Here is an 18,619-nt window from a genome sequence, read left to right as displayed (position 1 = left end):
TAAATAATGAGCTTGGATTGAGTTGTTATATTATAAGTACTAGTATTTTGATATAATATGAATAATAAAACATAAATGAGAGGTGTCTTTTTGAAGACTGGTCGAATCGTTAAACTAATCAGTGGTGTGTATCAAGTAGATGTAGAAGGTGAGAGATTTGATACCAAACCACGTGGTTTATTCAGAAAAAAGAAGTTTTCACCTGTGGTGGGCGATATCGTAGATTTTGAAGTTCAAAATACGAAAGAGGGCTATATTCATCATGTACATGACCGAAATAATGAACTAAAACGACCACCAGTAAGTAATATTGACGAGTTAGTGATAGTAATGAGTGCAGTCGAGCCTGAATTTTCAACACAATTATTAGATCGCTATTTAGTGATTGCTCATTCTTATCATCTCAAACCTAGAATTTTAATCACTAAACATGATATAGCTTCTGAACAAGAAATTCTAAAAATCAAAGATACAATAAAAATATATCAAAAAATAGGATATGCTACGCAGTTTATTGGAAAAGATAGTAATTATACTGCTACTGTTGATGAATGGTCTGACGGTTTAATAGTATTAAGTGGCCAATCTGGAGTGGGGAAATCTACTTTTTTAAATAGTTATCAGCCTCAGTTGAAATTAGAAACAAATGATATTTCTAAGTCATTAAATAGGGGTAAACACACTACAAGACACGTCGAATTATACGATAGAAAAGGTGGTTACATCGCTGATACACCGGGGTTTAGCGCGTTAGATTTTAATCATATTGAAAAAGAGCAACTAAAAGATTTTTTTATAGATATTCATGAAGCAGGAGAGCAATGTAAGTTTCGTAATTGTAATCATATAAAAGAACCACAGTGTCATGTTAAGACACTCGTTGAAAAAGGAGAAATTCCACAATTTAGATATGATCATTATCAGCAATTATATAATGAAATTTCCAATAGAAAGGTTCGATACTAAATGGTTAAAATTTTACCATCACTTTTATCTATAGATTTTTTAAATTTAAAAGAAGAACTTCAATTGTTAGAAGCAGCCAAGGTAGACGGATTACACTTTGATGTGATGGACGGTAAATTTGTCCCTAATATTTCAATTGGTATTCCAATATTGGATGCTGTTAGACAACAATCTCATTTGCCAATAGATGTTCATTTAATGATTGAACAACCTGAAAATTATATTAATTTTTTTGCTGAACATGGTGCTGATATGATTTCAGTCCATGTTGAGGCGACAACACATATACATAGGGCAATTGAACAAATTAAACAATTAGGGAAAAAAGCAGGTGTCGTCATCAATCCCGGAACATCTGTAGAAACAATTTTACCTATATTGAGTATTGTTGATTATGTTTTAGTAATGACTGTAAATCCTGGTTTTGGCGGACAAACATTCATAGAACAATGCGTGACTAAGATTGAGCAATTAAATCAACTCAAACATGAAAATCATTTAACTTTTGATATTGAGGTAGATGGAGGAATTAACGATCAAACGAGTAAACGATGTGTAGAACAGGGTGCTACAATGTTAGTCACTGGTTCATACTTCTTTAAACAAGAGGATTATGCAAAAGTAACATCTTTATTAAAGGAATGATAATGTGAAGATTAATTTATTATGTTCTCAGCGTTTGTTACCTAATCATATTTTCGAAAAAGAAAAAGATTCTAATTGGGCAGGTATTGATAGAGGTGCGCTTATACTCGTAAAACAAGGTATTCAACCTATATTTTCTGTAGGTGATTTTGACTCAGTGAATGACGAAGAACGTTTGATGTTGATGCAAAATCTTCATATCGAACCGGTTGAAGCTGAAAAAGATGATACTGATTTAGCTTTAGGAGTAGCTCAAGCAGTTGAAAGAGGATACACAGAAATTACAATTTATGGTGCAACAGGCGGTCGGTTAGATCACTTTATGGGTGTGCTTCAAATTTTACAAAAACCTCAATACTTACATCAGTCTATAAAAATAAAAGTCATTGATCAACAAAATCATATTCAATTATTAGGTGAAGGTAAGTATGTAATCAACAGAGATAGTAATTATCCATATATATCGTTTATCCCTCTCAACGATAAAGCTATATTAACTTTACAGGGGTTCAAATATAATTTAAATCAAGAACACTTAAATTTAGGCTCTACACTCACAATTTCAAATGAGGTAATGGATAATGAAGCAATCATTCGAGTTGAACAAGGATCAATTTTAAAAATACGTAGTCGTGACTAAAAAAAGACCTTAAAGGGCTCACCTTTAAGGTCTTAAAATTTATCCTCCACATAAGGATATTTTTATTATGTGCATTATATTTATTAAACTCTAGTAACTTTACCAGATTTTAAAGCACGTGCAGAAACCCAAACTTTCTTAGGTTTGCCGTCTACAAGGATTCTAACTTTTTGAAGGTTAGCGTTCCATCTGCGTTTATTCGCATTTAAAGCGTGTGAACGATGATTACCAGTCGAAGCTTTACGACCTGTTACGAAACATTGTTTACCCATGAAAGTACCTCCTTTAATAAATATAAATACACACTACTACTTATATACTTTAATAAGATAACACATAATGAGATTGTCGGCAATAAAGACTTTTATAAATTATAAAAATTACAATAAAATGCAATTTATTATGCTATAATTGTGTGATGTGGAGTTATATAGTATGATACTGTAAAGAAACAGTTAAATTAATTAGATAAATTTACAAACAAAGTAAACCTAATTTTTAAAAATACAAATTTTATTAATTTAAAGCATCAACAATGATTTGATTTTTAAAGTATTTAAGGAATTAATAAAATAACCTAGGCACAACGCTTTAAAAATAAAATTCTGAAATTTTCAGGAGGAACAGATATGACATTAGAAATTTCAAATGACTACGGTAAAATTGATATTTCAAATGATGTAATTGCATCAGTAGTTGGTGGTAAAGCCGTTGAAAGTTATGGAATTGTTGGTATGGCATCAAGACAACAAGTTAGAGATGGTATCGCTGAAATCCTTGGACACGATAACTATGCTAAAGGCATTAAAGTTAGAGAAGACAACGGAATTATTGATGTAGATATGTATATCATCGTGAGCTATGGTGTGAAAATTTCTGAAGTAGCAAGCAATCTTCAATCAACTGTTAAATATACTTTAGAAAAAACACTAAATGTGAAAGTAAATTCAATAAATATTTTCGTACAAGGTGTACGTGTAAATGAGACAGTGAAAAAGGTTTAGGAGGACAACGTGAAATGATTAGCAAAATAAATGGTAAATTATTTGCCGATATGATTATACAAGGGGCACAAAATTTATCAAATAATGCAGACTTAGTGGATTCATTAAACGTCTATCCTGTTCCAGATGGAGATACAGGGACAAATATGAATTTAACTATTACTTCTGGTCGTGAGGAAGTCGAAAATAATTTATCTCAAAATATTGGAGAGTTAGGTAAAACATTTTCAAAAGGATTACTTATGGGAGCTCGTGGTAATTCAGGTGTTATTCTTTCTCAATTATTCAGAGGTTTTTGTAAGAATATTGAAGGAGAAAAAGAAATAAGCGTGCAACAGTTTGCTGAGAGTTTTCAAGCTGGAGTTGAAACAGCTTATAAGGCAGTTATGAAACCGGTAGAGGGGACGATTTTAACAGTAGCCAAAGATGCAGCAAAAGCCGCAATGGATTACGTGGATCAAGCTGAAGATTGCGTTGATTTAATGGTACACGTGATTGAAGCTGCAAGCGAGTCTTTAGATAATACGCCTAATTTATTAGCAGTACTTAAAGAAGTAGGCGTTGTTGATAGTGGTGGTAAAGGTTTATTATGCGTTTATGAAGGCTTCTTAAAGGGTCTCAAAGGCGAAAAAGTAGAAGCACAAGCACCTAAACTTGATACTGAATCATTTGTTAATGACGATCATGATTTTCATGGGGTTATTAATACAGAGGACATTGTTTACGGTTATTGTACGGAAATGATGGTTCGATTTGGTAAAAATAAAAAAGCATTTGACGAGCAAGAATTTCGTAATGATATGAGTGAATTCGGTGATTCGTTATTAGTAATTAATGATGATGAAATTGTTAAAGTGCACGTACATACAGAACATCCGGGTGATGTATTTAATTATGGTCAAAAATATGGTGAGTTAATTAAACTTAAAGTAGAAAACATGCGTGAACAACATCGTGAAGTTATTCGTAAGGAACAAGATGGAATTCAAAATAAAGCAACTAATGAATCCAAAACAGTTGAAACAGCCATTGTTACAATTTCTGTAGGCGATGGTATTGCTGAATTATTTAAATCTATGGGAGCAACGCACATTATTAGTGGTGGGCAAACAATGAACCCTTCTACTGAAGATATAGTTAAGGTTATTGAACAATCAAAATGTAAACGTGCAATTATCTTACCAAACAATAAAAATATTATGATGGCCAGTGAACAAGCGGCTAGTATAGTAGAAGCTGAAACTGTAGTGATTCCTACTAAATCGATTCCACAGGGAATATCAGCCTTATTCCAATATGATCAAGAATCTAGTTTAGAAGATAATAAAAGCCACATGAATGATGCATTGGAAACTGTTCAATCTGGTTCAATTACTTTTGCAGTTAGAGATACTAAAATAGACGGTATTGAAATCAAGAAAGATGAATTCATGGGTCTAGCTGAAGATAAAATTGTGACAAGTGACGTTAATCAATTTCATGCAGTTAAAGGTCTACTCAGCAAACTTCTTAATGAAGATAGCGAAATTTTAACAATGATTTCAGGCGAAGATGCCGATAATTCAATTACAAACCAAATCATTGATTGGATTGAATCGGAGTACCCTGATGTAGAAGTAGAACAACACGAAGGTGGACAGCCTATTTATCAGTATTTCTTCGCAGTAGAATAAATAAAATACTATTTACCTTTTGATAATAAATAGTCGAAATAACGGTTAGTGATTTTAAATCACTAATCGTTATTTTTATATATAATGAGAATTTTAATAGTGAAGTGTTGATATAATTAACCCGTGAAACGCAAATTAATCAATTGAACATGGTAAAATAGATGTTGAGATTAAAGATAATGAAAAATAATAGGTGATTCATCATGTCAAAAGTTCATCTTATTGAGAGCCCGTATGCATTAGATAAAATTAAAGGTATAGGTCCAAAACGTTTAGCGTTGTTAGAAGAATTAAATATTAAATCAGTTGAAGATTTAGTATTATACTTACCGACACGTTATGAAGATAATACTGTTATTGATTTAAATCAAGCAGACGATCAAGCAACTGTAACAGTGCAAGGTGAGGTTTATTCAAGTCCAACTGTTGCTTTTTTTGGTCGTAATAAATCGAAATTAACTGTCCATCTTATGATAAATCATATCGCTGTTAAATGCGTATTTTTTAATCAACCATATTTAAAAAAGAAACTTGAACTAAATAGTATTGTCACTATAAAAGGGAAATGGAATCGTAATAAACAAGAGATTAATGGTAATCGTATTTTTTTTAATGATCAAAAAAATCAAGAGGATGCCCATTTAGAACCAGTATATCGAGTTAAAGAAGGAATAAAACAAAAGCAGTTACGAGATAACATTAGACAGGCACTTAGTGATGTTACAATTCATGAATGGTTGACTGATGACCTCAGAGAAAAGTATAAATTAGAAACTTTAGCATATACAATTCAAACATTACATCATCCTATTGATAAACAAAACTTGCTAAGAGCTAGACGAACTTATGCATTTACAGAGCTATTTATGTTTGAGCTACGTATGCAATGGTTAAATCGCTTAGAAAAGACATCAGATGAGGCTATTGAAATTAATTACGATATAAATAAAGTAAAACAATTTATTGATAGTTTGCCATTTGAGTTAACTGATGCTCAAAAAGTTAGTGTCAATGAAATATTTCGTGATTTAAAGGCGCCTATTCGTATGCATCGGTTGTTACAAGGTGATGTTGGATCCGGCAAAACTGTGGTAGCAGCAATTTGTATGTACGCCTTAAAAACTGCAGGATATCAATCTGCATTAATGGTTCCAACGGAGATTTTAGCTGAACAGCACGCTGAAAGTTTGATGCAACTATTTGGTAATACAATGAACGTAGCTTTATTAACTGGTTCTGTTAAAGGGAAAAAAAGACGACTTCTTCTAGAACAATTAGAAAATGGAACTATCGATTGTTTGATTGGTACACACGCCTTGATACAAGATGATGTTGTCTTCAATAATGTTGGATTAGTCATTACAGATGAACAGCACCGATTTGGTGTTAACCAACGACAAATTCTAAGAGAAAAAGGTGCGATGACCAATGTGTTGTTTATGACAGCGACACCAATCCCTAGAACACTCGCTATTTCTGTTTTCGGTGAAATGGATGTATCTTCAATTAAACAATTACCAAAAGGCAGAAAACCTATAAAAACAAGTTGGACAAAACATGAGCAATATGATCAAGTACTTGCACAAATGTCGAATGAATTAAAAAAGGGTAGACAAGCCTATGTGATCTGTCCATTAATTGAAAGCTCTGAGCATTTAGAAGATGTACAAAATGTTGTGGAACTTTATGAATCCTTACAAAGTGATTACGGTAATGAAAAAGTTGGATTATTACATGGGAAAATGACTGCTGAAGATAAAGATCAAGTCATGCAAAAATTCAGTGAACATGAAATAGATATTTTAGTTTCTACTACTGTAGTTGAGGTGGGTGTAAATGTACCTAATGCAACGTTTATGATGATTTATGATGCAGATCGATTTGGTTTATCTACATTACATCAATTACGTGGGCGTGTTGGTCGTAGTGAACATCAAAGTTATTGTGTATTAATTGCATCTCCCAAGACTGAAACAGGTATTGAACGTATGACCATTATGACTCAAACTACTGATGGATTCGAATTAAGTGAAAGAGATTTAGAAATGAGAGGTCCAGGAGATTTCTTTGGAGTAAAACAAAGCGGTCTTCCAGACTTTCTTGTAGCAAATGTAGTAGAAGATTATCGTATGCTTGAAGTTGCTAGAGATGAAGCAGCAGAACTTATACAATCTGGCCAATTTTTCGAACAACAATATAGTCATTTAAGAGAGTTTATTAAACAAAACTTACGCCACATTCGTTTTGATTAGAAAAAAATATTATACTATTCAAAGATATATTTTGATTTTATAAAAAGATACGATCAGCTGAATATAGATTGATACAGTTTATTGTTGAGTAATAGATAAAGAAAGTGTTATGATATTTAAGGAATATTTAAGACTTGGTACTAAAATGAGGGGTGAGCGTGTGAAATTAAAGAAAAACGATAGACGAGTAGCCATTAAAGAGGCTATCGAATTAAACCCCTTCATCACTGATTATGAATTGTGTGAGCAGTTTGATGTAAGTATTCAAACCATACGTTTAGATCGCACACATTTAAATATTCCTGAGTTACGTAAAAGAATTAAATTAGTCGCTGAACAGAATTATGGACGAATCAAATCAATAGAAGCCAATGAAATTATAGGTGATTTGATTCAAGTGAATCCTGATGTTAGCGCGCAATCTCTAATTGAAATTACAATTGATTCTGTTTTTGCAAAAAGTGAGATTGCTAGAGGGCATGTCTTATTTGCACAAGCTAACTCATTATGTGTAGCTCTTATACATAAACCAATAGTATTGACACATGAAAGTCAAGTTGAATTTAAAGAAAAAGTAAAATTAAATGACACAGTTCGAGCAGATGCCCGTGTCATAGATATAACAGATAAACATTATATTATTGAAGTGAATTCTTATGTTTCAGATATGTTAGTTTTTAAAGGGAAATTCAAAATGTACTATACAAGTGAGGATGAATGAAATGGTTAAAATTGCAGTAGATATGATGGGTGGAGATGATGCGCCTGGTATTGTATTAGATGCAGTTAAAAAAGCTGTCGAAGACTTTAAAGATTTGGAAATTATTCTTTTTGGTGACGAATCACAATACAATTTAAGTCATGAGCGTATAGAGTTTCGACATTGTACCGAAAAGATTGAAATGGAAGATGAACCAGTACGTGCAATTAAACGTAAAAAAGATAGCTCCATGGTTAAGATGGCTGAGGCGGTAAAATCAGGTGAAGCTGATGGTTGTGTATCAGCGGGAAATACAGGTGCTTTAATGTCAGCTGGGTTATTTATTGTTGGACGTATTAAAGGCGTAGCAAGACCTGCGTTAGTTGTAACATTGCCCACTACTGATGGCAAAGGGTTTGTGTTCTTAGATGTTGGTGCCAATGCTGACGCTAAAGCAGAACATTTAATACAATATGCGCAATTAGGAAATATTTACGCTCAAAAAATTCGCGGTATTCAAAATCCTTCAGTGTCACTTCTTAATATTGGCACTGAAGCAGCTAAAGGAAATTCTTTAACTAAAAAAGCATATGATTTATTTGAGAAAAATCAATCATTTAACTTTACAGGTAATATTGAAGCAAAAACACTTATGGATGGAAATGTTGATGTCGTAGTAACAGATGGTTATACAGGTAACATGGTCCTTAAAAATCTTGAAGGCACTGCAAAGTCTATAGGTAAAATGTTGAAAGAAACAATAATGAGTAGCTTCAAAAATAAATTAGCTGGTGCAGTATTGAAAAAAGATTTAGACACATTTGCTAAGAAAATGGACTACTCAGAATACGGTGGATCAGTATTATTAGGTCTAGATGGTACGGTTGTAAAAGCTCACGGTAGTTCAAACGCTAAAGCATTTTATTCTGCAATTAGACAAGCAAAAATTGCTGGTGAAGAGAATATCGTTCAAATTATGAAAGATACAGTAGGTGAGTAAAATGGGTAAAATAGCAGTTGTATTCCCTGGTCAAGGTGCACAAAAAGTAGGGATGGCTAGTGATTTATATAACGAAGAAGAACGCTCGACTCGAGTATTAAATTTAGCTCAAGAGACAGTAGACTTTGATTTGTTAGAAACGATGTTTAATGATAATGATGGGAAATTAGGAGAAACAGAAAATACACAACCTGCACTATTAACACATAGTATTGCGTTACTAGAATCTTTAAATCATTTAAAAGTAGATTATACTATGGGACATAGCTTAGGAGAATATTCAAGTTTAGTTGCTAGTGGTGTATTAGCTTTTGAAGATGCAGTTAGAATTGTACGTAAACGTGGCCAACTTATGGCTCAAGCGTTTCCTAACGGAGTTGGAGGTATGGCAGCAGTATTAGGTTTGGACTATGATGATGTTGATAAGATATGTCAAACGTTATCTACAAATGAACAGTTAATTGAACCTGCTAATATTAACTCACCAGGTCAAATCGTGGTGTCTGGACATAAACCTTTAATTGATGAATTAGTAGAAAAGGGCAAAGAACTTGGAGCTAAACGCGTTCTTCCGTTAGCTGTTTCCGGTCCGTTTCACTCTTCAATGATGAAAGTTATTGAAGAGGATTTTGCTAATTTCATTAATCAATTTGAGTGGCATAATGCTAATTATCCAATTGTTCAGAATGTTAATGCAAAGGGAGAAACCGATGCCGAAGTAATTAAACGCAATATGGTTAAACAATTATATTCACCTGTTCAATTTATTCAATCAACGGAGTGGTTGATTAATCAAGGTGTCGATCACTTTATTGAAATTGGACCTGGAAAAGTATTATCTGGGCTCATCAAAAAAATTAATCGAGATGTAAAAATCACTTCAATTCAAACACTTGAAGATGTGAAAGGATGGAATAATAATCATGAATAAAAGTGCTTTAGTTACAGGTGCTTCTCGTGGTATAGGTAGAAGCATTGCATTGCAATTAGCGGAAGAAGGATATAATGTAGCTGTCAATTATGCTGGAAGTAAAGATAAAGCAGAAGCAGTTGTTGAAGAAATTAAAGCTAAAGGTGTAGAAAGTTTTGCAATACAAGCCAATGTTGCAAAAGGCGATGAAGTTAAAGAAATGATTAAAGAAGTGGTAAGTCAATTTGGTTCTGTAGACGTATTAGTTAACAATGCAGGAATAACTAAAGACAACTTACTTATGCGCATGAAAGAACAAGAGTGGGATGACGTGATTGATACGAACTTAAAAGGCGTGTTTAACTGTATTCAAAAAGTAACGCCACAAATGTTACGTCAACGTAGTGGGGCAATCATTAATTTAACTAGTATTGTTGGTGCAATGGGTAATCCTGGACAAGCAAACTATGTTGCAACAAAAGCAGGTGTTATTGGATTAACTAAAACAGCAGCACGAGAACTAGCATCACGAGGTATTACAGTGAACGCTGTAGCACCTGGCTTCATCGTTTCAGATATGACAAATGCTTTAAGTGATGATTTGAAGGATCAAATGTTAGAGCAAATTCCTTTAAAACGTTTTGGAGAAGATACAGATATAGCTAATACTGTTGCCTTCCTAGCTTCTGATAAAGCTAAATATATTACAGGCCAAACAATTCATGTTAACGGCGGAATGTATATGTAATGTTAGAAAAGAAGCAAACGAACACATGAGCTGAGGCTCATGCATAAGAAACACTAAATACTTATGTATTAAGTGAAAAGAGGAACACATGAGCTGAGGCTCATGTATAAGAAACACTAAATACACATGTATTAAGTGTTTCTAAAATTCTACTTGTATTTTAGAAAGTAAAATGGGAAAATAAAATAGTCTATCAAAAGACTCTTTAAAAGGAGGTGAAGCGACGTGGAAAACTTCGATAAAGTAAAAGACATCATCGTTGATCGTTTAGGCGTAGATGCTGACAAGGTAACTGAAGACGCATCATTCAAAGATGATTTAGGCGCTGACTCACTTGATATCGCTGAATTAGTAATGGAATTAGAAGACGAATTTGGTACTGAAATTCCTGATGAAGAAGCAGAAAAAATCAACACTGTTGGTGATGCTGTTAAATACATCAATAGCCTTGAAAAATAAAATGATTAATATCTGAGTCGTCTTCTCGTCGGCTCAGATTTTTTCTTTAGTTTTAGTCTGTTTTCACGTAAAATTAAATTAAGCTTTTAAACTTTATAGTTAGGAGGTTAGGTTGTGGCTAACCAGAAAAAGAAAGAAATGGTACATGATTTTCAACAAAAATTTACTGATAAAATGAAGTCGTTAGGATTACATTTTAAAAATATTGATTTATATCAACAAGCTTTCTCTCATTCAAGTTTTATTAATGACTTTAATATGAATCGTTTAGAACATAACGAACGTTTAGAATTTTTAGGTGATGCGGTATTAGAATTGACGGTTTCACGCTATCTTTTTGACAGACATCCTCATTTACCAGAAGGTAATTTGACAAAGATGCGCGCAACAATTGTTTGTGAACCTTCACTTGTGATATTTGCGAATAAAATTAAATTAAACGAACTGATTTTATTAGGTAAAGGTGAAGAGAAGACAGGAGGCAGAACAAGACCTTCCCTTATTTCAGATGCTTTTGAAGCTTTTGTAGGTGCACTATATTTAGATCAAGGTTTAGACACAGTATGGACATTTGCTGAAAAAGTTATCTTTCCGTATGTAGAAGATGACGAGCTCGTTGGTGTCGTAGACTTTAAAACACAATTTCAAGAATATGTGCATAGCCAAAATAAAGGAGATGTGACATACCAATTAATTAAAGAAGAGGGTCCCGCACATCATAGACTATTTACATCGGAAGTGATTTTAGAAAATAAAGCAGTTGCAGAGGGTAAAGGAAAGACAAAGAAGGAATCCGAACAAAAGGCAGCAGAACAAGCGTATAAACTAATGAAAAATAAAAAATCATTATAATTATAAAAATATGATAATCTATGATTGATCATCATATAAAGCTTCAATCTATATTGATAATTTTGAATAATTGTTAATATAGCCCCAAGCTTATCAACTCAACACGACTGTGATAAGGAGAATACAATGGTTTATTTAAAATCAATTGATGCCATAGGATTTAAATCTTTTGCCGACCATACCAATGTTCAATTTGATAAAGGTGTGACAGCTATTGTTGGTCCTAATGGAAGTGGTAAAAGTAATATTACTGATGCAATTAAATGGGTACTAGGTGAACAATCTGCCAAATCACTACGTGGTGCTAAAATGGAAGATATCATTTTTTCAGGTGCTGAACATAGAAAAGCTCAAAATTTTGCTGAAGTAAAACTTAAATTAGATAATCATTCACAAAAATTACAAATTGATTCTGAGGAATTAGTTGTCACACGCCGTCTCTATCGAAGTGGTGAGAGTGAATATTATTTAAATAATGATCGTGCACGGTTAAAGGATATTATAGATTTATTTCTCGATTCAGGACTTGGAAAGGAAGCATTTAGTATTATTTCTCAAGGACGAGTAGATGAAATATTGAATGCAAAACCAATCAATCGTCGACAAATTATTGAAGAATCTGCTGGAGTACTTAAATATAAAAAGCGTAAAGCTGAATCGATTCAAAAACTTGACCATACTGAAGATAATCTTAATCGGGTCGAAGATATCTTATATGATTTAGAGGGACGAGTGGAACCGTTAAAAGAAGAGGCGGCCATTGCTAAAGAATATAAGCAATTATCTAAAGAAATGGAGCAAAGTGATGTCATCGTTACAGTATCTGACATTGATCATTATACCGAAGATAATCAACGATTAGATGAGCGTTTAAATCACCTAAAGAGTCAACAGGCTGAGAAAGAAGGTCAACAAGCTCAAATCAATCAGTTACTACAACGATATAAAGGTAAACGCCAACAAAACGATTATGACATTGAAAAGTTAAATTATGAATTAGTTAAAGCAACTGAGAATTATGAGCAATTATCAGGTAAGCTAAATGTATTAGAAGAACGAAAGAAAAACCAATCAGAAACAAATGCAAGATATGAGGAAGAATTAGATAATTTAGAATCACAAATTGATTCTATTAAAAATGAAAAAGCTCAAAATGAAAAATTATTAGCCGATTTGAAAAATAAGCAAAAGCAATTAAACAAGGAAGTTCAAGAATTAGAGTCACTTTTTTATATATCTGATGAACAACACGACGAAAAACTGGAAGAAATTAAAAATAGTTATTATACATTGATGTCAGAACAATCAGATGTTAATAATGATATAAGATTTTTAGAACATACAATCAATGAAAATGAAGCAAAAAAATCACGATTAGATTCGCGTTTAGTAGAGGCTTTCAATCAACTTAAAGACATTCAACAAAATATTACTCAAACAAACAAGGCATATCAAAGTTCTAAGAAATCTATGCAAAAAGTAGAACAAAATATTCAACAATTAGAACGACAGTTGACAGATTCTAAAAGACTTCTTTCTGAATATGAAAATAAACTATATCAAGCCTATCGTTATAATGAAAAGTTAAAATCAAGAATTGATAGTTTAGCTACTCAAGAGGAAGATTACACGTACTTCTTTAATGGTGTAAAGCACATTTTGAAAGCAAAAGATAAAGAACTAAGAGGGATTCATGGTGCGGTTGCAGAAGTAATTAACGTTCCTTCAGAAATGACGCAAGCAATTGAAACAGCCTTAGGTGCATCGTTACAGCACGTTATTGTTGATAATGAAAAAGACGGTCGTCAAGCAATCCAGTACTTGAAGCAAAGAGGTCTAGGTCGTGCTACTTTTTTACCATTAAACGTGATTCAACCAAGACATGTAGCTGCTGAGATTAAAGATGTAGCTCGTAGTTCACAAGGATTTATTAATATTGCATCTGATGCTATAAATGTATCTGCTAAATATCAAAACATCATTGAAAATTTATTAGGTAATACCATCATTGTAGAAAATTTAAAACATGCAAATGAACTTGCACGTGCCATTCGATATCGGACAAGAATAGTAACTTTAGAAGGTGATGTTGTAAATCCTGGTGGTTCCATGACAGGAGGAGGAGCACGTAAAACAAAAAGTATATTGTCACAAAAAGATGAATTATCAACAATGCGAAATCAACTTGAAGATTATCAACGACAAACAGCAGAATTTGAACGTCAGTTTAAAGAACAAAAAACACAAGCTGAACAATTAAGTGAACAATATTTTAGTGCAAGTCAGCAGTACAACAATTTAAAAGAACAAGTACATCATCACGAATTAGAACTAGATAGACTAAAAACACAAGAAGCACATCTTAAAAATGAACATGAAGAGTTCGAATTTGAAAAAAATGATGGATATCAAAGTGATAAAAGTAAAGAAACTTTAAAAGAAAAGCAAAATCATTTAACTGAGATACAACAACAATTGAAGCAACTAGAAAATGATATTGAAAGATATACACAATTATCAAAAGAGGGAAAAGCTTCGACACATCAAACACAACAGCAACTACATCAAAAACAATCTGATTTAGCTGTTGTTAAAGAGAGAATTAAATCGCAAAAGCAAGTACACGAACGTTTAGATAAACAACTTAGCGATTCAGAACGTCAAAAACTTGAAGTAAATGAAAAAATCAAATTGTTTAATTCAGATGAAATGATGGGTGAAGATGCTTTTGAAAAGTTGAAAGAGCAAATTCAGCAACAAGAAAATGTAAGACAAAATTTAAATCAACAACTTAGTGAGATTAAACAGCAACGTAAAGATTTTAATGAGAAAATCGAAATGAATGAAGGTCAGCTTCAAAAATGTCATCAAGATATACTTTCTATAGAAAATCATTATCAAGATATTAAAGCAAAACAATCAAAGCTAGATGTATTAATCAATCATGCAATAGATCATTTAAATGACACATATCAACTCACAGTAGAACGTGCAAGAATGGAATATGATTCTGATGAAACTATTGACAATTTGCGTAAAAAAGTAAAATTAACGAAGATGTCGATCGATGAATTAGGTCCTGTAAATTTAAATGCAATAGAACAATTTGAAGAGTTGAATGAGCGATACACATTTTTAAATGAGCAACGAACAGATTTAAGAGAAGCAAAAGAAACCTTAGAACAAATCATTCATGAAATGGATAAAGAAGTAGAAGGACGTTTTAAAACAACATTTCATGCAGTTCAAGATCATTTTACGACAGTGTTTAAGCAATTATTTGGTGGTGGACAAGCAGAACTTCGTTTAACTGAAGATGACTATTTGTCTGCTGGCGTTGATATCATCGTGCAACCGCCAGGAAAGAAATTACAACATCTTTCATTATTAAGCGGTGGTGAACGTGCTTTAAGTGCTATAGCGCTATTGTTCGCCATTCTCAAAGTTCGATCAGCACCTTTTGTTATACTAGATGAAGTAGAAGCGGCATTAGATGAAGCTAATGTGATACGATATGCTCAATATTTAAATGAATTATCTACGGAAACACAATTCATTGTAATTACACACCGGAAGGGAACGATGGAGTTTTCTGATCGTTTATATGGTGTAACAATGCAAGAGTCTGGTGTTTCTAAGTTAGTTAGCGTCAACCTAAATACAATAGATGAGGTTATGAAGGAGGAACAAGCATGAGTTTTTTTAAACGTCTGAAAGATAAATTTTCTAGTAAAAATGAAGATGATATTCAAAAAGACCTGGATGAATCTGTAGATTCAAATGTTAACAGTGATTCAGATTCAATGGATCCGAATGATTCTGATGAACAAGTTAAACCCAAAAAGAAACCTAAAAAATTAAGTGAAGCTGATTTTGACGAAGATGGCTTGATATCGATTGAAGATTTTGAAGAAATAGAAGCTCAAAAAATTGGAGCAAAATTCAAGGCCGGTTTGGAAAAATCACGTCAAAACTTCCAAGAACAGTTAAATAATTTAATTGCTCGATATAGAAAAGTTGACGAAGATTTCTTCGAAGCTCTGGAAGAAATGCTTATTACTGCGGACGTTGGTTTTAATACTGTTATGAAATTAACTGATGAGCTACGTACAGAAGCACAAAGACGTAATATACAAGAAACAGAAGACTTAAGAGAGGTTATAGTTGAGAAGATTGTAGAAATCTATCATCAAGAGGACGATCATTCTGAAGCAATGAATATTGAAGATGGACGTTTAAATGTCATACTGATGGTTGGTGTGAATGGTGTCGGCAAAACAACAACAATTGGTAAATTAGCTTATCGTTATCAACAAGAAGGTAAAAAAGTAATGTTAGCTGCTGGTGATACTTTTAGAGCTGGAGCAATTCAACAATTAAACGTCTGGGGAGAACGTGTTGGCGTTGAAGTTGTGAGTCAAAACGAAGGTTCTGACCCTGCAGCAGTAGTATATGATGCGATTAATGCAGCAAAAAATAAAGACGTAGATATTTTAATTTGTGACACTGCAGGACGCTTGCAAAATAAATCTAATTTAATGCAAGAGTTAGATAAAATGAAACGTGTGATTAATCGAGCAATACCTGATGCCCCCCATGAAGCTTTATTATGCTTAGATGCAACAACTGGTCAAAATGCACTTTCACAAGCACGTTCATTTAAGGAAGTTACAAATGTCTCAGGTATAGTTTTAACTAAATTAGACGGTACTGCTAAAGGGGGTATTGTATTAGCAATTCGAAGTGAGTTACACATTCCAGTTAAATATGTTGGTTTAGGTGAAAAAATGGATGACTTACAACCGTTTAATCCTGAAAGCTATGTATATGGATTATTTGCTGATATGATAGAACAAAATGAAGATATTCCTGAAGAAATCTCTAGAAATTCATCCGTTGAATCTGAAGAAGGTAACTAAAATGGGACAAAATGATTTAGTTAAAACATTGCGTATGAATTATCTATTTGATTTTTATCAAAGTTTGCTTACAAATAAACAGAAAAATTATCTCGAATTATTTTATTTACAAGATTATTCTTTAAGTGAAATTGCTGATACATTTGAAGTGAGTAGACAAGCAGTTTATGATAATATAAGAAGAACTGGCGATTTAGTAGAAGATTATGAATCGAAATTACGACTATACCAAAGATTCGAGAAACGTCGTGAATTATATAACTTAATGAAACAATCACTTAATCAACCTGAGTTGCTTAAACAATATATCACTCAATTAGAAGAATTAGAGTAGTGATCATTATAATAAAGGAGGGCAAACGTTATGGCATTTGAAGGATTATCCGATCGCTTACAAGCCACGATGCAAAAAATGCGTGGTAAAGGGAAAGTAACAGAAGCAGACATTAAAACGATGATGCGTGAAGTGAGATTAGCGTTATTGGAAGCCGATGTTAACTTCAAAGTTGTTAAGGAATTTGTTAAGACTGTTTCAGAACGTGCGCTAGGTTCTGATGTCATGCAATCTTTAACACCTGGCCAACAGGTTATTAAAATCGTACAAGAAGAACTTACTAGCTTAATGGGTGGAGAAAATACATCCATTAAGATGGCAAACAAACCACCAACTGTTGTTATGATGGTAGGCTTACAAGGTGCAGGTAAAACGACGACAGCAGGTAAGTTGGCATTATTAATGCGTAAAAAATATAACAAGAAACCTTTACTTGTGGCAGGAGATATTTATCGTCCAGCTGCTATTGATCAATTACAAACAGTAGGTAAACAAATTGATATCCCTGTGTATAGTGAAGGTGATCAAGTATCACCACAACAAATTGTTGAAAATGCTTTAAAACATGCTAAAGAAGAACATCTAGATTTCGTTATCATTGATACAGCTGGTCGTTTGCATATTGATGAAACACTTATGAATGAGCTTCAAGAAGTTAAAGAAATTTCTAAACCAGATGAAATTATGCTTGTTGTTGATGCAATGACAGGTCAAGATGCTGTGAATGTGGCACAATCATTTGATGAACAATTAGATGTTTCAGGTGTAACATTGACTAAATTAGATGGTGATACACGTGGTGGTGCAGCACTTTCAATCCGTTCCGTTACCCAAAAACCTATTAAATTTGTAGGTATGAGTGAGAAATTGGATGGTTTAGAATTATTCCACCCTGAACGAATGGCTTCGCGTATTTTAGGTATGGGTGATGTTTTAAGTCTCATTGAAAAAGCGCAACAAGATGTAGATCAAGAAAAGGCTAAAGATCTAGAGAAGAAGATGCGAGAGTCATCATTTACATTAGATGATTTCTTAGAACAGTTAGATCAAGTTAAGAATTTAGGTCCTTTAGATGATATAATGAAAATGATTCCTGGTATGAATAAAATGAAAGGTTTAGATAAGCTTAATATGAGTGATAAACAAATTGATCATATTAAAGCGATTATACAATCTATGACACCTAAAGAGCGTTCAAACCCTGAAACATTAAATGTATCGCGTAAAAAACGTATTGCAAAAGGATCCGGCCGATCTTTACAAGAAGTTAATCGACTAATGAAACAATTTAATGATATGAAGAAAATGATGAAACAATTTACTGGTGGCGGTAAAGGTAAAAAAGCTAAACGAAACCAAATGCAAAATATGTTAAAGGGTATGAACTTACCGTTTTAATTTATGAAATCAAGCATCGAAACTTGAGAGTGTCTTCGATGCTTGATTTTTTTGAACCTTAATAAGGATTGTTAACAAAATTAACAGAAACGCTTGATCTAAAGCTCATGCATAACCAA

The 18,619-nt window shown here is 32.9% G+C and carries 17 protein-coding genes; 16 read left to right on the top strand and 1 reads right to left on the bottom strand.

Annotated features, from left to right (window positions below; genetic code table 11):
• Window positions 1-90 precede the first annotated feature (90 nt).
• The 3 genes from rsgA to HMPREF2663_RS06540 are packed head-to-tail and all read left to right on the top strand — an operon-like array spanning window position 91 to window position 2,251.
• Window positions 91-966, top strand: a complete 876-nt coding sequence (gene rsgA / locus HMPREF2663_RS06550; RefSeq protein WP_002457385.1) for a ribosome small subunit-dependent GTPase A — start codon at window positions 91-93, stop codon at window positions 964-966.
• Window positions 967-1,611 carry a ribulose-phosphate 3-epimerase gene (gene rpe, locus HMPREF2663_RS06545; protein ID WP_070846067.1) on the top strand — a complete coding sequence of 215 codons (645 nt, stop codon included), beginning with the start codon at window positions 967-969 and terminating at the stop codon, window positions 1,609-1,611.
• A gap of 4 nt (window positions 1,612-1,615) precedes the next feature.
• Window positions 1,616-2,251, top strand: a complete 636-nt coding sequence (locus HMPREF2663_RS06540; protein ID WP_002446263.1) for a thiamine diphosphokinase — start codon at window positions 1,616-1,618, stop codon at window positions 2,249-2,251.
• Between the two features lie 83 nt (window positions 2,252-2,334).
• Here HMPREF2663_RS06540 and rpmB read toward each other — a convergent pair whose 3' ends face one another.
• Window positions 2,335-2,523 carry a 50S ribosomal protein L28 gene (gene rpmB, locus HMPREF2663_RS06535; RefSeq protein WP_001830107.1) on the bottom strand — a complete coding sequence of 63 codons (189 nt, stop codon included), beginning with the start codon at window positions 2,521-2,523 and terminating at the stop codon, window positions 2,335-2,337.
• 357 nt (window positions 2,524-2,880) lie between these two features.
• Between rpmB and HMPREF2663_RS06530 the strand changes: the two genes are divergently transcribed.
• From HMPREF2663_RS06530 to ffh, 13 genes are all read left to right on the top strand, one after another.
• Window positions 2,881-3,255: an Asp23/Gls24 family envelope stress response protein gene (locus HMPREF2663_RS06530; RefSeq protein ID WP_001830156.1), complete on the top strand. Its 375-nt coding sequence runs from the start codon at window positions 2,881-2,883 to the stop codon at window positions 3,253-3,255.
• A 14-nt stretch (window positions 3,256-3,269) separates the two neighbouring features.
• Window positions 3,270-4,928 carry a fatty acid kinase catalytic subunit FakA gene (gene fakA / locus HMPREF2663_RS06525; protein ID WP_070846065.1) on the top strand — a complete coding sequence of 553 codons (1,659 nt, stop codon included), beginning with the start codon at window positions 3,270-3,272 and terminating at the stop codon, window positions 4,926-4,928.
• 203 nt (window positions 4,929-5,131) lie between these two features.
• Window positions 5,132-7,180 carry an ATP-dependent DNA helicase RecG gene (gene recG / locus HMPREF2663_RS06520; RefSeq protein ID WP_070846063.1) on the top strand — a complete coding sequence of 683 codons (2,049 nt, stop codon included), beginning with the start codon at window positions 5,132-5,134 and terminating at the stop codon, window positions 7,178-7,180.
• 160 nt (window positions 7,181-7,340) lie between these two features.
• Entirely contained in the window at window positions 7,341-7,901 is a 561-nt protein-coding gene (gene fapR / locus HMPREF2663_RS06515; protein ID WP_002491364.1) for a transcription factor FapR, read from the top strand.
• Between the two features lies 1 nt (window position 7,902).
• Window positions 7,903-8,880 carry a phosphate acyltransferase PlsX gene (gene plsX, locus HMPREF2663_RS06510; RefSeq protein WP_070846061.1) on the top strand — a complete coding sequence of 326 codons (978 nt, stop codon included), beginning with the start codon at window positions 7,903-7,905 and terminating at the stop codon, window positions 8,878-8,880.
• Between the two features lies 1 nt (window position 8,881).
• On the top strand, window positions 8,882-9,811 hold the full coding sequence (gene fabD / locus HMPREF2663_RS06505) for an ACP S-malonyltransferase (protein WP_002457381.1): 930 nt from the start codon (window positions 8,882-8,884) through the stop codon (window positions 9,809-9,811).
• Window positions 9,804-10,538, top strand: a complete 735-nt coding sequence (fabG, locus tag HMPREF2663_RS06500; RefSeq protein ID WP_001830161.1) for a 3-oxoacyl-[acyl-carrier-protein] reductase — start codon at window positions 9,804-9,806, stop codon at window positions 10,536-10,538. The genes fabD and fabG overlap by 8 nt, the downstream gene beginning before the upstream one ends.
• Window positions 10,539-10,763: 225 nt before the next feature.
• Window positions 10,764-10,997 carry an acyl carrier protein gene (locus tag HMPREF2663_RS06495; RefSeq protein ID WP_001830184.1) on the top strand — a complete coding sequence of 78 codons (234 nt, stop codon included), beginning with the start codon at window positions 10,764-10,766 and terminating at the stop codon, window positions 10,995-10,997.
• Between the two features lie 114 nt (window positions 10,998-11,111).
• Window positions 11,112-11,849, top strand: a complete 738-nt coding sequence (gene rnc / locus HMPREF2663_RS06490) for a ribonuclease III (RefSeq protein WP_002446271.1) — start codon at window positions 11,112-11,114, stop codon at window positions 11,847-11,849.
• 126 nt (window positions 11,850-11,975) lie between these two features.
• Window positions 11,976-15,545: a chromosome segregation protein SMC gene (smc, locus tag HMPREF2663_RS06485; protein ID WP_070846059.1), complete on the top strand. Its 3,570-nt coding sequence runs from the start codon at window positions 11,976-11,978 to the stop codon at window positions 15,543-15,545.
• Complete coding sequence (gene ftsY / locus HMPREF2663_RS06480) at window positions 15,542-16,768, top strand: signal recognition particle-docking protein FtsY (RefSeq protein ID WP_002475100.1); 1,227 nt, start codon at window positions 15,542-15,544, stop codon at window positions 16,766-16,768. Before smc ends, ftsY begins: the two co-directional genes overlap by 4 nt.
• Before the next feature lies 1 nt (window position 16,769).
• Entirely contained in the window at window positions 16,770-17,102 is a 333-nt protein-coding gene (locus HMPREF2663_RS06475; RefSeq protein ID WP_002457379.1) for a putative DNA-binding protein, read from the top strand.
• Window positions 17,103-17,132: 30 nt separating this feature from the next.
• On the top strand, window positions 17,133-18,500 hold the full coding sequence (gene ffh, locus HMPREF2663_RS06470; protein WP_002446275.1) for a signal recognition particle protein: 1,368 nt from the start codon (window positions 17,133-17,135) through the stop codon (window positions 18,498-18,500).
• Window positions 18,501-18,619: the final 119 nt, after the last annotated feature.

It is taken from the genome of Staphylococcus sp. HMSC077D08, from assembly GCF_001837945.1.
Lineage (GTDB): Bacteria > Bacillota > Bacilli > Staphylococcales > Staphylococcaceae > Staphylococcus > Staphylococcus epidermidis.
Note: the sequence above shows the minus strand (reverse complement) of the source record. Positions and strands in the feature narration are given on the sequence as shown.

Excerpts from the sequence above, each read along its gene's own strand:
- fabG (WP_001830161.1), top strand. The coding sequence starts at position 9,804 with ATGAATAAAAGTGCTTTAGTTACAGGTGCTTCTCGTGGTATAGGTAGA.
- HMPREF2663_RS06530 (WP_001830156.1), top strand. The coding sequence starts at position 2,881 with ATGACATTAGAAATTTCAAATGACTACGGTAAAATTGATATTTCAAAT.
- fakA (WP_070846065.1), top strand. The coding sequence starts at position 3,270 with ATGATTAGCAAAATAAATGGTAAATTATTTGCCGATATGATTATACAA.
- plsX (WP_070846061.1), top strand. The coding sequence starts at position 7,903 with ATGGTTAAAATTGCAGTAGATATGATGGGTGGAGATGATGCGCCTGGT.
- smc (WP_070846059.1), top strand. The coding sequence starts at position 11,976 with ATGGTTTATTTAAAATCAATTGATGCCATAGGATTTAAATCTTTTGCC.
- ftsY (WP_002475100.1), top strand. The coding sequence starts at position 15,542 with ATGAGTTTTTTTAAACGTCTGAAAGATAAATTTTCTAGTAAAAATGAA.
- recG (WP_070846063.1), top strand. The coding sequence starts at position 5,132 with ATGTCAAAAGTTCATCTTATTGAGAGCCCGTATGCATTAGATAAAATT.
- HMPREF2663_RS06475 (WP_002457379.1), top strand. The coding sequence starts at position 16,770 with ATGGGACAAAATGATTTAGTTAAAACATTGCGTATGAATTATCTATTT.
- ffh (WP_002446275.1), top strand. The coding sequence starts at position 17,133 with ATGGCATTTGAAGGATTATCCGATCGCTTACAAGCCACGATGCAAAAA.
- rpe (WP_070846067.1), top strand. The coding sequence starts at position 967 with ATGGTTAAAATTTTACCATCACTTTTATCTATAGATTTTTTAAATTTA.
- rpmB (WP_001830107.1), bottom strand. The coding sequence starts at position 2,523 with ATGGGTAAACAATGTTTCGTAACAGGTCGTAAAGCTTCGACTGGTAAT.
- fabD (WP_002457381.1), top strand. The coding sequence starts at position 8,882 with ATGGGTAAAATAGCAGTTGTATTCCCTGGTCAAGGTGCACAAAAAGTA.